The 14,405-nt window shown below is 59.8% G+C and carries 15 protein-coding genes and 1 pseudogene; 9 read left to right on the top strand and 7 right to left on the bottom strand.

All coding sequences use genetic code 11. From position 1 onward, the window contains the following. Positions 1–78 precede the first annotated feature (78 nt). On the bottom strand, positions 79–1,305 hold the full coding sequence (locus tag BMX07_RS18240) for a serine hydrolase domain-containing protein (RefSeq protein ID WP_090620726.1): 1,227 nt from the start codon (positions 1,303–1,305) through the stop codon (positions 79–81). 789 nt (positions 1,306–2,094) lie between these two features. Here BMX07_RS18240 and BMX07_RS18230 point away from each other — a divergent pair. Then, positions 2,095–3,651: a GMC family oxidoreductase gene (locus tag BMX07_RS18230; RefSeq protein WP_090620626.1), complete on the top strand. Its 1,557-nt coding sequence runs from the start codon at positions 2,095–2,097 to the stop codon at positions 3,649–3,651. A gap of 211 nt (positions 3,652–3,862) precedes the next feature. Here BMX07_RS18230 and BMX07_RS24640 read toward each other — a convergent pair whose 3' ends face one another. From BMX07_RS24640 to BMX07_RS18220, 3 genes and pseudogenes are all read right to left on the bottom strand, one after another. Then, positions 3,863–4,021: a hypothetical protein gene (locus BMX07_RS24640; RefSeq protein WP_175480195.1), complete on the bottom strand. Its 159-nt coding sequence runs from the start codon at positions 4,019–4,021 to the stop codon at positions 3,863–3,865. 261 nt (positions 4,022–4,282) lie between these two features. Further along, positions 4,283–4,524 (bottom strand): annotated as a pseudogene (locus BMX07_RS25275) (two-component sensor histidine kinase); the annotation flags it as partial. Next, positions 4,497–5,084, bottom strand: a complete 588-nt coding sequence (locus BMX07_RS18220) for a hypothetical protein (protein WP_090620624.1) — start codon at positions 5,082–5,084, stop codon at positions 4,497–4,499. The pseudogene BMX07_RS25275 and the gene BMX07_RS18220, both read right to left, overlap by 28 nt. 317 nt (positions 5,085–5,401) lie before the next feature. Here BMX07_RS18220 and BMX07_RS18215 point away from each other — a divergent pair, with 317 nt between their 5' ends. Then, entirely contained in the window at positions 5,402–5,728 is a 327-nt protein-coding gene (locus BMX07_RS18215) for a TRAM domain-containing protein (RefSeq protein WP_090620621.1), read from the top strand. Positions 5,729–5,792: 64 nt separating this feature from the next. On the opposite strand, the gene BMX07_RS18210 is transcribed toward BMX07_RS18215, so the two are convergent. Then, positions 5,793–6,134, bottom strand: coding sequence for a type II toxin-antitoxin system PemK/MazF family toxin (locus BMX07_RS18210; RefSeq protein WP_090620619.1), 342 nt, complete (start codon positions 6,132–6,134; stop codon positions 5,793–5,795). Next, positions 6,131–6,481, bottom strand: coding sequence for a MarR family transcriptional regulator (locus tag BMX07_RS18205; protein ID WP_090620617.1), 351 nt, complete (start codon positions 6,479–6,481; stop codon positions 6,131–6,133). The genes BMX07_RS18210 and BMX07_RS18205 overlap by 4 nt, the downstream gene beginning before the upstream one ends. Positions 6,482–6,933: 452 nt before the next feature. On the opposite strand from BMX07_RS18205, the gene BMX07_RS18200 reads away from it, so the two are divergent. Both BMX07_RS18200 and BMX07_RS18195 read left to right on the top strand, forming a co-directional pair. Next, positions 6,934–7,545 carry a DUF1326 domain-containing protein gene (locus BMX07_RS18200; protein WP_090620615.1) on the top strand — a complete coding sequence of 204 codons (612 nt, stop codon included), beginning with the start codon at positions 6,934–6,936 and terminating at the stop codon, positions 7,543–7,545. Positions 7,546–7,577: 32 nt separating this feature from the next. Beyond that, positions 7,578–8,375 carry a DUF2182 domain-containing protein gene (locus BMX07_RS18195; protein WP_090620612.1) on the top strand — a complete coding sequence of 266 codons (798 nt, stop codon included), beginning with the start codon at positions 7,578–7,580 and terminating at the stop codon, positions 8,373–8,375. A 135-nt stretch (positions 8,376–8,510) separates the two neighbouring features. Here BMX07_RS18195 and BMX07_RS18190 read toward each other — a convergent pair whose 3' ends face one another. Beyond that, entirely contained in the window at positions 8,511–8,840 is a 330-nt protein-coding gene (locus BMX07_RS18190) for a DUF5789 family protein (RefSeq protein ID WP_175480194.1), read from the bottom strand. 200 nt (positions 8,841–9,040) lie between these two features. Between BMX07_RS18190 and BMX07_RS18185 the strand changes: the two genes are divergently transcribed. The 5 genes from BMX07_RS18185 (at position 9,041) to BMX07_RS24635 (ending at position 13,899) form a co-directional block, all read left to right on the top strand. After that, entirely contained in the window at positions 9,041–9,373 is a 333-nt protein-coding gene (locus tag BMX07_RS18185; protein WP_090620723.1) for a 2Fe-2S iron-sulfur cluster-binding protein, read from the top strand. A gap of 438 nt (positions 9,374–9,811) precedes the next feature. Next, positions 9,812–10,942, top strand: coding sequence for a FecCD family ABC transporter permease (locus tag BMX07_RS18180; protein WP_090620608.1), 1,131 nt, complete (start codon positions 9,812–9,814; stop codon positions 10,940–10,942). 444 nt (positions 10,943–11,386) lie between these two features. After that, positions 11,387–12,541, top strand: coding sequence for an ABC transporter substrate-binding protein (locus tag BMX07_RS18170; RefSeq protein ID WP_090620604.1), 1,155 nt, complete (start codon positions 11,387–11,389; stop codon positions 12,539–12,541). 2 nt (positions 12,542–12,543) lie between these two features. After that, on the top strand, positions 12,544–13,725 hold the full coding sequence (locus BMX07_RS18165; protein ID WP_090620602.1) for an ABC transporter substrate-binding protein: 1,182 nt from the start codon (positions 12,544–12,546) through the stop codon (positions 13,723–13,725). Continuing rightward, entirely contained in the window at positions 13,726–13,899 is a 174-nt protein-coding gene (locus BMX07_RS24635) for a hypothetical protein (RefSeq protein ID WP_175480193.1), read from the top strand. Positions 13,900–14,405: the final 506 nt, after the last annotated feature.

Raw genomic sequence — 14,405 nt, 5'->3', positions numbered from 1 at the left:
GCCGCGTTCTGTTCCGTCCGAATCGACTGAACCAGCTGAAAATTAGACCCGTGAATGGGACAATCGGAACCTCTTGGATCAGTTCGACGGCGAAGCAGTCCGGGACCCGTGGGCGTCCAGACAGTCTAGGACAGCATCACGAAGGGCCGCTTCGCGCGGGTCGTCCCAGATGCGGGTGCCCATCCGATTGGGGGCATACGCAAATCCTACCCCTCGCTCGGGATCGGCGAAGGCAAACGCTCCGCCTGCGCCTGGCGCGCCGAACGCTGCCGAACTGCCGAACGAATAGCCCGCGAACGGTTTCCAGTAGCCCAGCGAGTAGAGCGTCTCAGTCTTCAGTACCATATCGGTCGAGCCACCTGGCGGTGGGGGAGGCGTGAATCTGAGTTCGTCGAAAGTTGCCGCGTCCAAGCCAACAATATCACCGCCGACAGCGAGGTCGCCGTAGAGCCGTGCCAGATCCCGGACCCGACCGATACCGTTTCCGGCGGGAATCTCGTGCTGTCGCCATTCGGGCGCGTTCAACGCTGCCGGGCTCGACATCTCGAACGGGCTCAACGCGCGTGTCGTGAGCGACCACGGGTTGGCCAGCGAGAGGAGCATCCGCGGCGGAAACCCCTGGATATTCGTGAGGAGATCCCTGACGCCGAACGATTCTACCTCCGCGACTCGTTCGGAATCGACGGCCCGCGGTAGGCCGATATAGAACTCGGCGTCGAGCGGCGACAGGAGTTCCTGCTGGAGGTACGTCGGGAGCCGCCGTCCCTCGGGATCGGCCTGCCGGAGCACTTCGCTCGCGTACCATCCCAGTGAGAACGCGTGGTAGCCGTGTCGAGTCCCGGGCGTCCAGTCGGGGTCCTTCGCGGCGAGCCGGTCGAGAAGGGACTGCCGATCAGCGAGATCCGCAGGGGTCAGCCTCCCGTCGATAGCAGCAACACCGGCTCGGTGATTCAGCAGGTCACGGATGGTAACGTCGTCTTTGCCGTTGACGCCGAAAGCTGGCCAGTACTCAGCAACCCGGTCGTCGAAGTCGAAGAGTCCAGCGGAGTGGGCGTGAGCCATCCCAGCAGCGGCTACTCCCTTCGTCGCTGAAAAGACCAGTACGAGCGTCTCCTCGGTCCACGGGGCTGTGCAATCAGTGTCGCGGTACCCACCCCAGAGATCGACGACGTTCTCACCATTGTGGTACGCCGCGACCGCGGCCCCGAGTTCGTCGCCGCGGGTGAAATTATTCTCGAAGGCCCTCCGAACGGGTTCGAACCCGGATGCGACGGACCCACCAATCGGCGGGTCTTCACGGCTCATGGGCATCTCTAGTGTAACGTGCAGGCCTCATTGTTGTTGTCCAGCGACCCGGACGTCAGTGTGGTGCGTTCTTTACAGGTAATAAGCATAAGTCTACTCCTCCAATCGGGGGCTGCTCGATCTGGGTACGCAACCAGCTGTACCGATCGATTCAACCAACGTGAATCGATGCGTGGTCCACTACTGCATTCGCGCCGGGGATTTTGCAGTTGCTCGACTATTTCTCGAGTTGCTGTCAGTGACACGGTGTGAGACGTAGAGGTGGGTTCAGCACGATGACCGAATGTGTGTCACCTGAAACCGATGAACCAGACGTTCGAGAGATATGCAGATGTACCGGGACCATTTGACGAACGAGACCACGATATTGGCCGTATTGTAGTCCTCCAACTTCACACGCATCGCTGAAGTGGACTTCGAGTAGGACTGCTACCAAATCCTGATAATTTACAGACGGCCTCGAGAACACAGAATCGTATATTTATCCATAGTGACTGGTACATTCGCTTCGTACTGTAGTAGTGTATGAATTATTCAAGAGAAACGTTGGCGGTTGTCCAACTGCCCACCCACGAGTTGTAGAAGCGATCAACTCGCGTGTTCAAGCTATAACACCACTTTTCGATCAGATCTCGGTCGACATCGTCGAGCTGATCGCTCGGCCGGAGTCGAGAGACGACGATCAGGCAGCCGTCGCCGTCGACGCGAAACACCGTCTCGGAGAATGTGATTCGGTAACGTGGGTATGGTTACCATATCTTTTTTAAGGATTCCGTATATTACAATTTCATGGCGTTGAACGACTCTGCGTACGACTTCGTGCTCGTCGGTGCTGGCTCGGCGGGCTGTGCGCTGGCACATCGACTATCGGCCGATCCGGACGCGGACGTCCTGTTGCTCGAGGCCGGGCATCCGGACGAGAAAGAGGAGATCCACGTCCCAGCACTGTTTCCGAGCCTGTTCAAGACCGAATACGACTGGGACTATCACACGGCACCCCAGTCCGAACTGAACGACCGGGTGATCTACGTCCCCCGCGGGAAGATGCTGGGCGGCTCCAGTTCGATCAACGCGATGATCTATATCCGCGGGAACGCATACGACTACGACACCTGGGCCGACTTAGGCAACGAGGGCTGGGGATATGACGAGATGCTGGAGTACTTCAAGCGCTCCGAGCACTTCGAGCCGGGCGACTCGGAGTACCACGGCCAGGGTGGCCCGCTGAACGTTGCCGACCCGGCTGACCCCCACCCCGTCTCGAGCCAGCTCGTCGAGGCGGCAGTCGAGGTGGGCCACGTCCGGAACGACGACTTCAGCGGCGAACAACAACAGGGGGTCGGCCACTATCACGTCACTCAGAAGGACGGCCAGCGGTGCAGCGCGGCGAAGGCATTCATCACCCCTATCCTCGACCGGGACAACCTGACCGCGGAGACGGGCGCGCAGGTGACGGAGATTCGCTTCGAAGGCGACCGTGCGGTCGGGGTGACCTACGAGCAAGACGGCACCACTCACGAGGCCGACGCAGCCCAGGAGGTCATCGTGAGCGCCGGTTCGATCAACTCTCCGCAGCTCCTCATGCTCTCGGGCATCGGCCCGGCCGATCACCTCGCCGAGCACGGCATCGAGGTGCAGACCGACCTCCCAGGCGTCGGTCGGAACCTCCAGGATCACCTGTTCTCCTTCGTCATCCACGAGCGGACGGCTGGGCCGGACGAACCCGCGCCGTCCTCGAACATTGGGGAGGCCGGCGGGTTCACCTACGTAGATGACGACGCGCCGGCGCCGGACCTCCAATACCACTTCGCGCCGGTGTACTTCATGGAGAACGGGCTCGGCAACCCCGACGAGGGTGTGGGCTTCTCCGTGGGTGCGACGCAGGTCCGCCCCGAGAGCCGCGGTCGAATCACGCTCGCCTCTGCCGACCCCTTCGAGGACCCGGTGTTGGATCCGAAGTTCCTCACCGAGGACACGGACTGGGAGATAATGGTCGAAGGGGTCAAGCGCGCCCGCGAGATCGCCCGTGCGGACGCGATGGACGAGTACCGCGGACCGGAAGTCTGGCCGGGCGAGGACGTGACCACCGACGAGGGGATCCGCGAGCACATCCGCGAGACGGCCCACACCGTCTATCATCCCGTCGGAACCTGCAAGATGGGCGACGACGACATGGCCGTGGTGGACGACTCCCTCCAGGTCCACGGGGTCGAGAACCTGCGCGTCGTCGACGCCTCGATCATGCCGACGCTCACCAGCGGGAACACCAACGCTCCGACCATCGCCATCGCCGAGAAGGCCGCCGACATGATCAAATCGGAAGTCGCGACGCCCGCGGACGACTAGGGGGCTCGCGACCGACGCGAACATCCCCGGCTCGCCCTGCCACGAGTTTGGCGCGTTCGAACCGAATGGAACGGCCTTGTTGAAACCCACAGTCGGTGATAGGTTTCAGCAGCTGGGCTCACTACAGAGCGCGAATGTGGCACAGATTGAGAGGCGCTCTACAAGGGGAGTGGTCGGTCAGTACAGGCGAGAGACATAGCGACGAAACTGATTAAAACCCAATGATCATGAACACTATAATATAGGATATCAATCCAAAGAGAGCGACGGCCCCCATCCAGACAAAGATTATGAGCCCCGCCTGTCTTCCGGTTATCTTGTCCCCTTCGAGGAATTTACTAAATTGGGCAAGGACATCGTCAAGCGCCATAGGTGATCTTAATTGGTGATCTGTAAAAAGGTAACTCAATTCTTGAACCAGAGACGATTGTTCAGTGTGCAGGTCTACCGAATGACTGGTTCAGTGGCTTCAATGTGAAACAAACGAAGCCGCTGTGCTGAACCCTCCTCTGTCTTCAGCAGACTGTTCCTAACAGATACTGCATAGTTAGATGTCTGCTCCAGTAACGCCTTCGTATGCTTATCTCTGACCTCGACGCCGTCACGCAGAAACGAGTATTCGCCAGCAACGTTGGAGAGCGTTTTCCAGCAGGTTCTGGAAGAGTTGGCGGAGTTGGCTGGCGTCACCTCTGACAGTCGGTAGCGATTCAGCAGTGATTTCGACACCGGTTTCGTTGATCCGGATATCGAGATCCGTCAAAACATCGTCCAGCACTGACTCGAGATTGATCGAATCGAAGGACTGTTCCTGTGTTTCGACTCTGAAGTACGTCAACAGCCCTCAATCATCGCCTCCATCTTCTCGGCACCGTCGCGCTTCGGGCGTCTTCCCGGCTACTCTCCCCCTGTTGGCCTCGCGCTGGGCCTCCGCGCCCGGACGAATGACTCGAGTTCGTCGAACAGGGGGTCGGCCTCGTCCTCGTCGAGCGGGTTCCGTGCCGGCTCGCGCTCGGAGATTGGGAATCGAAGTACGACGGCGGATTCTCAGGCGCGTAATCGGAGTGCCAGAACGGGACACGCTCGGCCAGCGCCAAGGTGACGAACGCACCCTGGTCAATCGAGTCGTAGCCGTCGCCGTCGTCGTAGACGACGGTCTCACCGTGCAGCGAGTGATCGGAGAATGCGACGCACTCGCCCGTCAGTTCGGCGCTGTCGCGCTCGTGGAGAGGGATCGCCACCCAGTCGTCCGTTTCAGGATGGGCGGGGCGATCGTGGTGGCTCGCGTACTCGACGATGCCGTCCAGCGGAATGAGATCGGTTCGAGCCTGCTCGAGGTCGTCACGCGCCGGCGAACAGAGCGTCGCCGTCGAGAGATCAAAATCGTCGATCGCGCTCTCGAAGAGAAGAGGGACATGTCGCCCGAATTGGAGCACGCGGTCCTAAATCGTCCTGTTGCCGTAATGGTTGGTTCGGGTCGAAATCGGCTGCCTGTCCGCTCGACACTGATTCGCTCGACAGTATGACGTCACCAACAGTACTTGGCCTCGAGAATCGACGAGTCGATCGACCGCTAGCTGCCACGCTCGGTCAACGAATTCGGGATCAGCGGTCGCCGGCCAGATTGCCCAAGATATCCTCAAGCGGACCCAGCGGAACAGCGAGAGGGTTTCGTTCACGAAGTCAGGAGAGCGGTCGAAGCCGGAACCGCTACAGCAGCACGTTTTTACGAGACAGTAGCCTCACTGGTGGTGTGGGACGCTATCATCCGGGAAAACACGACTCGTTCATCAAATGCGATACGCCCCGATGCGGGGCAAGCAACGCACCAGAGGGATCTGCAGAATACGATACGGAATGTTGGCGGTGTGGCGACCCCCTCGGTGGGAAACCCGAACCGGGTGACGAGGTTTCCGTCGACATCGTCGATGAGAAAGCCGACGGAACGCTCGTCTGTAAAACGGAGAGCGGATTCGTCCTCTTCCTCGAGGAGGAAAGCACGGCAATCGAGGCCACGGTCCGAGTGACGTCCGTCGACGAGACGTACGGGGAAGCGGAACTCGTCGAACCGGGATCGTAACCTCGTCAGTTACGTTTAAATCATACGACATATGTATCGCGTCGACAACGATCGAAGCCAATAGTCAGCGTTGCTCGAGACCGACGTACGACCCCAGCTGCCGACCGACCTCGTCGACGAGCCTTTCGTCGAGTACACCGAGCTCGCGATCGACTCGAGTCGCGTCGACGGATGCGACCGCCCACGGGAGAATCGAGCTGTCTTTTGGGAGCCCACCATCGACGAGATCATCGTCATCGATCGGAACGCGCTCGTCGTACCACGTTTTCGTCGAGAGCGGTAGTGTGATGTACTGGTTGCCGTGAAATGGTGTCTCGTCCGTACCGACGATCAGCCAGGGTCGACTGGCATCCTCACCCTTGAATGGATCGGCCGCAAAGACGATCGCTCCTCGGTCGGATATCATTCGTTTGCTCGTCCGCTCGTTTCGGTCCACTGGTCGCGATCCTCTTCGCCGTATAGTTCGTTGAATCGCTGAACCGTCCGATAGAACTGATGGGCACGACGAAGTCGTTCCGTGTCGTCCGTGATGGCCCAGTACGAGCCCTTGTGGCGGACGAGGTCCTGCTCCTTCAGCCGGTTGAGTACCGTCGAGATCGAGTTCTCGTTGACATCCGCTCGGTCGGCGATCGTCGACGCCTTCCATGCCTTCTCCCTATTCTCGTAGCGGAACTGGAGCACTCGTTCGGCGTTGCTCGGTCCCTCGAATTCCTCGGGAGCGCGTTCCTCAAAGTCCTCGATATCGATCGACATAGGCAGATCAACGAGCCGTATCGATAAAATCGTATCCGCAGTACTGTTAATATGACATGTATGACTGTATGATCTGTATCTTATGTACTCAAGCTCCATCTCGAGTAGCCGATTCTGCAGCGAACGCAATACAGTGAACGTCGTGTAACCCGGCGTCGTCTTCCCATGCCTCGTAGTCATCAAGCAGACTATCGAGATCACGTTCGCGGCGGACGAGCTCCTGCAGACGGGTGGCGGTAATCTGGGACGACGTCTGTGACGAAACAGATCTCGTTCCGTCGATTTCGATAAGCCACGTTGGTTCTGTGGTACGCAGTCGATACACGGTGACCGAAACTACTGGGAGAAGTGCAGGTGAATCGGAAGGGGAACCCAACGGTTTCACCAGGTGATCCATTTTCACTAGATAGCTTTATCGTGGTTCTTGCTGGCATTCCACACGGTGTTCATCAATGGGACAAGAGTGGACCATCAAGGGAGACTACGTTGAAGCCTGCAACTGCGATGTTGCATGCCAATGTGTGTGGATGGAATCACCGGACGATGATGTCTGTACCGTCTCACTGGCATGGCACATCGAGGAGGGAAACTACGGCGATGTCGATCTGAGTGGGGTAGATGTCGGCATGCTCATTTCGACCGATGAGGGGGTCATGTTCGCCCCCGAGACGGAGTGGGACATCGTGCTACTCCTCGACGAGACGGCCAACGACGACCAGCGCGAGGCGCTCGAGGACATCTACTCCGGCCGCGCCGGTGGCATCTGGGCGCCCGTCGCTGATACACACGTCCGATCCGCCGACGTCACAACCGTTCCGATCAGCTTCTCGCGGGACGGAACAGACTTCTCCGTCGAGATCGGGGATGCCATCGAAATGAACGCGAGCGGTGCGGTCGGATTCAACGAGGAGGTCGGTACGATCTCACCCCACCCCCTGACGAAGAGTACAGAGGTACAGACTGGGAAGTCAACCACGGCCACCGTCACCTACGATGACCAGTTCACGTGGGACGTCTCCGGAAACAACACGTACCTCGGCGACTTCGAATTAGCGAACTCCTGAGGGCGGTACGACAGCGAGATAGCCGATCAATCATGGGGACACACGACGCAGTCCGGGATCGAATCACCCGCCGGCGCATCCCGATTATCGCGCTCGGTACCTCCGTAATCGCGCTGCTCGCGTGGGCAGCAGTCGTTGGACGCTGGCTCCCGATGCCTCGCGGACAAACGGGTATGCAAATGCACATGTCCGACCCGGGGGCACCGGAGGCGATGGCTCTCTCGAACGGGTTGACTGGTATCAGTCTGTACCTGCTCATGTGGGGGGTAATGATGATCGCCATGATGTACCCGTCGTCGGTCCCGCTCTTCCGGCTATACGCCGAGACACTCGAGGGAACGACGGCCGCAGGCAAAGCAACGCGAGTTGGGGGGTTTATCGGGACGTACGCGCTCGTTTGGACGGTAACAGGAGTTGTCCCGCTTGTTGTCAATGCGATAGTGCCGATCGTCAGCCTCGCGAACGCCCACGGCGGACTCCTGATGGGCGGGTCGTTGCTACTCGTATCGGGGTACCAGCTCTCGTCATACAAATACCGGTGTCTGCGGTATTGCCGATCACCGCTCGGATTCCTTCTGGGCCATTACCGGCCGGGGGTGCGTGGTGCCGTTCGGATGAGCTGGCAGTTCAGCGTCTTCTGTATTGGGTGTTGTTGGGCGCTGTTCGCGTTCATGGTGATCGTGGGCTCGATGAATATCGTCTGGATGGCGCTCATCGCGATCGTGGTCTCGCTCGAACGGACGGTTGCGTGGGGTGAGCGACTGGCACGTGGGGTCGGTATTCTTGCTGGTATTGGTGGCAGTGTCGTTATCGCGATGTCACTGGTCTAGGACAGCCTTTCGTCTGATACGCATGCACCCTTACGCTAAATAAGCGAATCGCAAGTCAGGATTCCGGCTCGAGAATCCGATCACGTCTATCAGATGCCCCGTGCTAAATACAACGGATGTGTCTTTCGGGAGGGCTCAAAACGATTCCTCTGGTTCCTCGCTTTGCTCGCCGAGCGCTGGCGGCGTGCGATCACTGTAGCCTTTCCGTCCGATGGCGCCTTCAGCGACGTTGCTGAAGATGGCTGTACGGGCTTCCGTAGCCGAATCGAACTGCTCTTCAGGCACCGGACTCAGCACCTCCGCAAGCGTCTGTTCGCCGTTTTGGAACCGGAGGACTGAACTCCCGTGTGCCTCGACCAGTTCTTCGCACGTCGTCGGATACTCGTGTTGATCGAGCTGGTGGGCGAGGGAGCCGAATTCGATCCCGAGCGCTCTGACGTGTTCGCTATCGGTTGGGTCGGACATTACGGAAGATTCTACATCATCGATCATAATAAATACCGCGCGTGATTTCTCGACCTGCTTAGTTCGTTTCAGGTGACGATTGCGCGCCTCGTATACGGCAGATCTCGCTCGAGTTACCGAGTTACCGTCGAAAGCGGCACGTTGAATAGAGCGGAAGGGACGGTCAAACGTATTTGTGTATGGGGGTGGCAGCGTTCCCCATGCCCACAATCGAATTTGAGGGTGAAACGATCGAAGCCAACACCGGGGACGACCTCCGTGGAACACTCCTCGATGCGGGGCTCACCACTCACAACGGGAAAGCCCAATATACGAACTGTCGCGGCAATGGGATCTGCGGAACGTGTGCTGTCGAAATTGTAGAAGGCGAGGTCGCTGATCCCACGGAGAAAGAGCTCCGCCGTCTCAAACTCCCACCTCACAGTCCCGACTCCGAACTCCGGTTAGCGTGCCAACTCCCGATTGAGGATGACCTCGTCGTTCGGAAACACCCGGGCTACTGGGGCCAGAAAGTCGAACACGATGACTCGTGACTATCGTGGATCATCCGCGCGACGTCTCTCGCACGGGAGTCGGGACGAAACGGCGGACCCGCCCGACGGGATCGGGTTGGTCGAGTCGATTCGCGAACGGACGGACGAAATCGTCGACGGACTCGCAGCTGACTCCGGTGAGCGCTTCTGACTTTCGGTCGGTATCGATACTCGGTTCTCGTTCGAGAAACCAACATTTAGGCTGCCCTAAATCGGAACGGTTTTGTTCTTTAGGCCGACCTAAATCCGTATGGTGGTCGAATGCAGGGGCCGAAACGTGTCGGTTCGGAAAGACGGTACGAGGGACAGTAGTGGAGTCAACGGCGGTGTATCGCCCGATCTGCTGTCGACCCGGCGTGGAGACCGTGACGATTCACGCAGCGAAACTATCGGCTTCGGTTCCCCCGCCTCGAGTGGCCCAGTCGGGTCGGTCCCGCGATGAGCGGCAAAAAGTCGAACGTCGGAACGGAGCGAACTGAGGCGTCGCGGCTACCCGAGTCACGGTTCGAGTGGCTCCTCGATCCGAAACTCGCGACGGTGGTCGTCACTAGCCTCGGCATCGTATTCGTCGGTGGGCTAATACAGGTGAGCTACGGCGCCTACTCGATGACGTTTCTCGAGGCGTGGAGCGCACTGTTCAATCCGAACGTGGTGTTCAACCCGCAGGCCTGGGACGCGTTCTTACTGGGCGAAACGATGCCCGAGATGAGGCCCGAAAGCCTCATCGTCTGGAACATTCGGCTACCGCGAGTCTTCGTCGCGGCCCTCGTGGGAATGAATCTCGGTGTCTCGGGGGCGATATTTCAGGCGGTAACCCGCAACGAACTCGCGAGTCCGTTCATTCTCGGCGTCTCCTCCGGTGCCGGGCTCATGATTCTGTTGACGCTCGTCGTCTTCGGGAGCTTGACGGCATTTCTTCCGATAATTGCCGCGGTCGGCGGTGCCGTCGCCTTTCTCATCGTCTACGTGATCGCCTGGAAGAACGGAACGTCGCCGGTCCGACTGGTCCTCGCCGGCGTCATCGTTGGAACGGTCTTCGGGTCGCTACAGACAGGGCTGTTCTTCTTCGCGGACGATATCGGGGTCGTTCAGTCGGCCATCGCGTGGACCACTGGGTCGCTCACCGGCACCGACTGGGATCAGGTGAGACTCATCCTTCCGTCGACGATCGTGGTGATCCTGCTCGCCGTCGCCGGCTCGCGTCAGTTAAACGTCCTCCTGCTGGGCGAACAGACCGCGAAGTCGCTGGGCATGTCGATCGAGAAAGTCCGATTCGCGCTGTCGGGTGTCGCAGTCCTCGCTGCGTCGGCGAGCATCGCCGTCGCCGGAATCGTCGGCTTCGTCGGGCTCATCGTTCCACACCTGGTTCGAAACTTGGTCGGGAGCGACTCGAAGAAGTTGATTGTCGGCTGTCTGTTCGTCGGTCCGGCGTTGATGGTCAGTGCCGACGTGGGTGCGCGACTGGCGTTGAGCCCCACCCAGGTTCCCGTCGGCATTGTGACCGGGCTCCTCGGCGGCCCGTACTTCCTCTATCTGATGCGAAAACAGGAGAACATGGGTGAGATCTGAAAAGGCACGCGTTACGAATGCACAGGGAACGAGCGAACCGAGAGGCAAATCCCCGTCGCCGAGTTGACGGAGATTACGACGTTCGGCCTTGCGGCGCGCCCGATCCGCACCTACCGCCGAGATTTAGGCCAGCCTAATAATCGAAGCGCTTATCATGTTTTAGGTGAGCCTAAAACTATGGCGTGTAACGAAACGAGACGCGAGAAAGCGACACGGCGAGCGTTCGAGACGGACAGCAATCCGCCTGTGGGGGGTCGTTGGCCGGCCATTCGAACATCGTCGGGCGGGAAAAATCGGAACGGCGGTGGCGGACAGCGACGGAAGGGACTCGATGACGGTGTCGAGTGTGAAATAGGCGCGAAGGAACCGTATCCGGCGTTTCCCGAGTCGGACCGGCTGTTCGACCGTCGTGAGAGCGTGACCATCAGCAACGGAGGCAGGTAAATGGGAGACGATGACGGAACGATTGAGGCACCCACACGGAGAGAGACGCTGAAGTACGGCGGCACGCTCGCGGCCGGGACCGCCCTCGCGGGCTGTTCGGAGCTGGTCGGTCAGCGCGAGGAGACCGAGACGACCGAAGCCGGCTCGTATTCGGTCTCGATGGAACCGGTCGGAACCGTCACGTTCGGTGAGGTACCGGAGCAGTGGGCCGCATACGACGGCGGCTACGCCGATATGGCCGTCGCACTGGGACAAGCCGACGGGTTGACCGGCGTCGGTGGCGCGGATCGCTACTACACGTACGTCTACGACGAACTCCCGGCTGTGACCGTCGACCGAGACGTCATCGAGCGGTATCCGGAGGTTCGAACCAAAGAGGAGTTCTATGAACTCGAGAGCGACGTCCACCTGTATGACCCACAGATGCTCATCAACTGGTTCGACTGGGACGAAGCGGACGTCGAAGAGATCGCGTCGACTGTCGCACCGTTCGTCGGGAATCTGATCTTCCGACGGTCCGATGGGTGGCACGATTACCGCTACTACACGCTGTATGAAGCGTTCGAGAAAGTGGCCGAGGTATTCCAACAGCGTGAGCGCTACGAGGCGTTCAGCGAACTCCACACCGAGTTCATTGCGTCCGTTCAGGAGCGGCTACCGCCCAGTGACGATCGACCGGAGGTCTTTCTCACCTACGAGGGAACCGACGAACCGGAGACGTTCTCGCCGTACCGACTTGACGACGCGGGGACGAGCAAGAAGCAGTGGCGAGATCTCGGCATCAACGACGCCCTGACGGGGACGGACATCGACAATCTCAGCACTACGAACCGCGGTGAACTCGACTACGAGAACCTGCTCGAGATCGATCCCGAGGTGATCCTCGTCCGCGGTCACGAGCGGAAATCCGCCGCGGAGTTCCGCGACATCGTTCTCGACTACATGCGGAGCCACCCGGTCGGGAGCGAGCTCACCGCCGTCCGGAACGGGCGGGTGTATCGCGGCGGCTACCTCAATCAGGGCCCAATTCACAATCTCTTCCTGACCGAGCGAGCGGCGAAACAGATGTTCCCTGACGAGTTCGGGGACGTAACCGGCGACGAGCGACTGTTCGATCGCCAGGCGGTCGCGGACATCATCAACGGGGAGTTCTAACGATGAACGACGATACTGACGGCACAACGGGCGGACCGACGCGCAGAGAGACGCTGAAGTACGGCGGGGCCCTCGCGGCCGGGACCGCCCTCGCGGGCTGTTCGGAGTTGGTCGGACAAAGCGACAACGGGGACACCAACTCCGACGGCACCTATTCAGTGACGATGGCACCGATGGGCGAGGTTTCGTTCGACTCGCCGCCGGAGAGCATCTTCACGCGGCTGACCCACCACGCCGGCATGGCGTTCGCCCTCGGACGCGGGGACGACGTCAACGCGATGCACGCTCCCGAGTACTACGACCAACTGTGGAATCAGTTCACCGAACGACTCCCCGGCGTCACGCTGGACTGGACGGGCCTGTACTCGTCCTGGGATCCCAGCAAGGAGAAGCTCTACGAGCTCAACAGCGACATCCACCTCGCTGATCCGGCGAGCGTGAACGCTCTCGACAGCAAGGACGCATCGGATATCGAGGAGATTCGGGATACCATTGCTCCGTGGTTCGGAAACAAGTTCAGCGACAGACACGGCAAGCCACCGGCCGAGTGGGCCGACCGCTACGAGTATTACACCCTCTGGGAGATGTTCGAGAAGGTCGCCCAGGTCTTCCGCGAAGAGGAGCGGTACGAGGCGCTCGCAGAGATACACGCGAACCTACTGGATACGATCGAGGAGGATCTTCCTCCCGAACAGGAGCGTCCGACCGCGGTGCTGGCTGGGATGAGCGACATCGATAGCATCTACGTCTACACGCTGGACACCCCCGGATTCCTGACGGCACACGTACGCCCCCTCAGTCCGATCGGAGCCCTGAGCGACGACATCTCCTCCGGCGACACGATTGATATGGAAGGGCTGCTCGAGGCCGATCCCGACGTGCTCTTCTCGCTGGGCGGAATGCATCCCGGAACGGATATAACCGGGATTCGATCGTCGCTACAAAACGACTCCGTCGGCCGAGAGCTCTCCGCGGTCCAAAACGACCGCGTCTACCCGCAGGGGGCCCGCTACCAGGGCCCGATACTGAACCTATTCCAGCTCGAGATGACCGCGAAGCAACTCTACCCCGACGTCTTCGGGACGTGGCCGACCTACACCGAGGGACCGTATCCCGAGATTCCCGAAGACGAGCAGCTATTCGACCGACAGAAGGTTGCGGACGTCATCACGGAGGACGGCTGAATGCGCGCTCGAGAGTGGGCGATCGCGGGTGCCTTCCGCGATCCGGAGGAGTACGACATTCCCACCCTGCCGGCCTGGCGAGTCTGTCGCCGTGACTGCGGCGGGCTGGCGTTCGCCGACGGGGACGATGAACCGTTCATCACCGCCGACTGTCCGGTCACGGTCAGACGATAACCGTAAAGATGGCTCAGACCGCGACTCACGCGATAGACTCGAGCCGAGGTGGCCGTCTCGAGACGAACCGCGCCTGCGACGCGGATCGCAAACGGCAGTTCCGAAACGATCCGCCCACGAGTGACGAGATCAACGGTACGACCGAGGTACCCACGCGCAGAGACACTCTCGGAGGATGGAATTGATGCGCGCCTTCTATTCAGATATATCCAACAGAATGTTCCCGAAAATAGATTGGTCGAAGTAGCTTTCTAGATGTTTTTACAATTACCCACCAGGTTAATTCGCCCAGTTCCCCGTTAGAACGGGGGGCTGTAATCCTGTATCCGGTCGCGGATGCGCGCGAGCCAGTTCTTGAAGGAGGTCTCGCAAATCGCGCAACTCCGCCGCGTCGGCATCGGACCGAGGGAGGAGCGACTCGACCGCCACGGACTCTGGATCTGTCCGAAACCCTTTCCCTTTATCAGCGAGTCAGTCGAACTGACCGAACCCCTGGGAGCCTGCCG

Origin of the sequence: Natrinema salaciae (assembly GCF_900110865.1) — an archaeon.
Classification (GTDB): Archaea; Halobacteriota; Halobacteria; order Halobacteriales; family Natrialbaceae; genus Natrinema; species Natrinema salaciae.
This window is presented reverse-complemented; position numbering and strand designations above follow the sequence as displayed.

Bases quoted from the DNA above. Each gene is read 5' to 3' on its own strand.
- BMX07_RS18240 (WP_090620726.1), bottom strand. From the start codon at position 1,305: ATGAGCCGTGAAGACCCGCCGATTGGTGGGTCCGTCGCATCCGGGTTC.
- BMX07_RS18230 (WP_090620626.1), top strand. From the start codon at position 2,095: ATGGCGTTGAACGACTCTGCGTACGACTTCGTGCTCGTCGGTGCTGGC.
- BMX07_RS24640 (WP_175480195.1), bottom strand. From the start codon at position 4,021: ATGGCGCTTGACGATGTCCTTGCCCAATTTAGTAAATTCCTCGAAGGG.
- BMX07_RS18210 (WP_090620619.1), bottom strand. From the start codon at position 6,134: ATGATATCCGACCGAGGAGCGATCGTCTTTGCGGCCGATCCATTCAAG.
- BMX07_RS18205 (WP_090620617.1), bottom strand. From the start codon at position 6,481: ATGTCGATCGATATCGAGGACTTTGAGGAACGCGCTCCCGAGGAATTC.
- BMX07_RS18200 (WP_090620615.1), top strand. From the start codon at position 6,934: ATGGGACAAGAGTGGACCATCAAGGGAGACTACGTTGAAGCCTGCAAC.
- BMX07_RS18195 (WP_090620612.1), top strand. From the start codon at position 7,578: ATGGGGACACACGACGCAGTCCGGGATCGAATCACCCGCCGGCGCATC.
- BMX07_RS18190 (WP_175480194.1), bottom strand. From the start codon at position 8,840: ATGTCCGACCCAACCGATAGCGAACACGTCAGAGCGCTCGGGATCGAA.
- BMX07_RS18185 (WP_090620723.1), top strand. From the start codon at position 9,041: ATGCCCACAATCGAATTTGAGGGTGAAACGATCGAAGCCAACACCGGG.
- BMX07_RS18180 (WP_090620608.1), top strand. From the start codon at position 9,812: ATGAGCGGCAAAAAGTCGAACGTCGGAACGGAGCGAACTGAGGCGTCG.
- BMX07_RS18170 (WP_090620604.1), top strand. From the start codon at position 11,387: ATGGGAGACGATGACGGAACGATTGAGGCACCCACACGGAGAGAGACG.
- BMX07_RS18165 (WP_090620602.1), top strand. From the start codon at position 12,544: ATGAACGACGATACTGACGGCACAACGGGCGGACCGACGCGCAGAGAG.
- BMX07_RS24635 (WP_175480193.1), top strand. From the start codon at position 13,726: ATGCGCGCTCGAGAGTGGGCGATCGCGGGTGCCTTCCGCGATCCGGAG.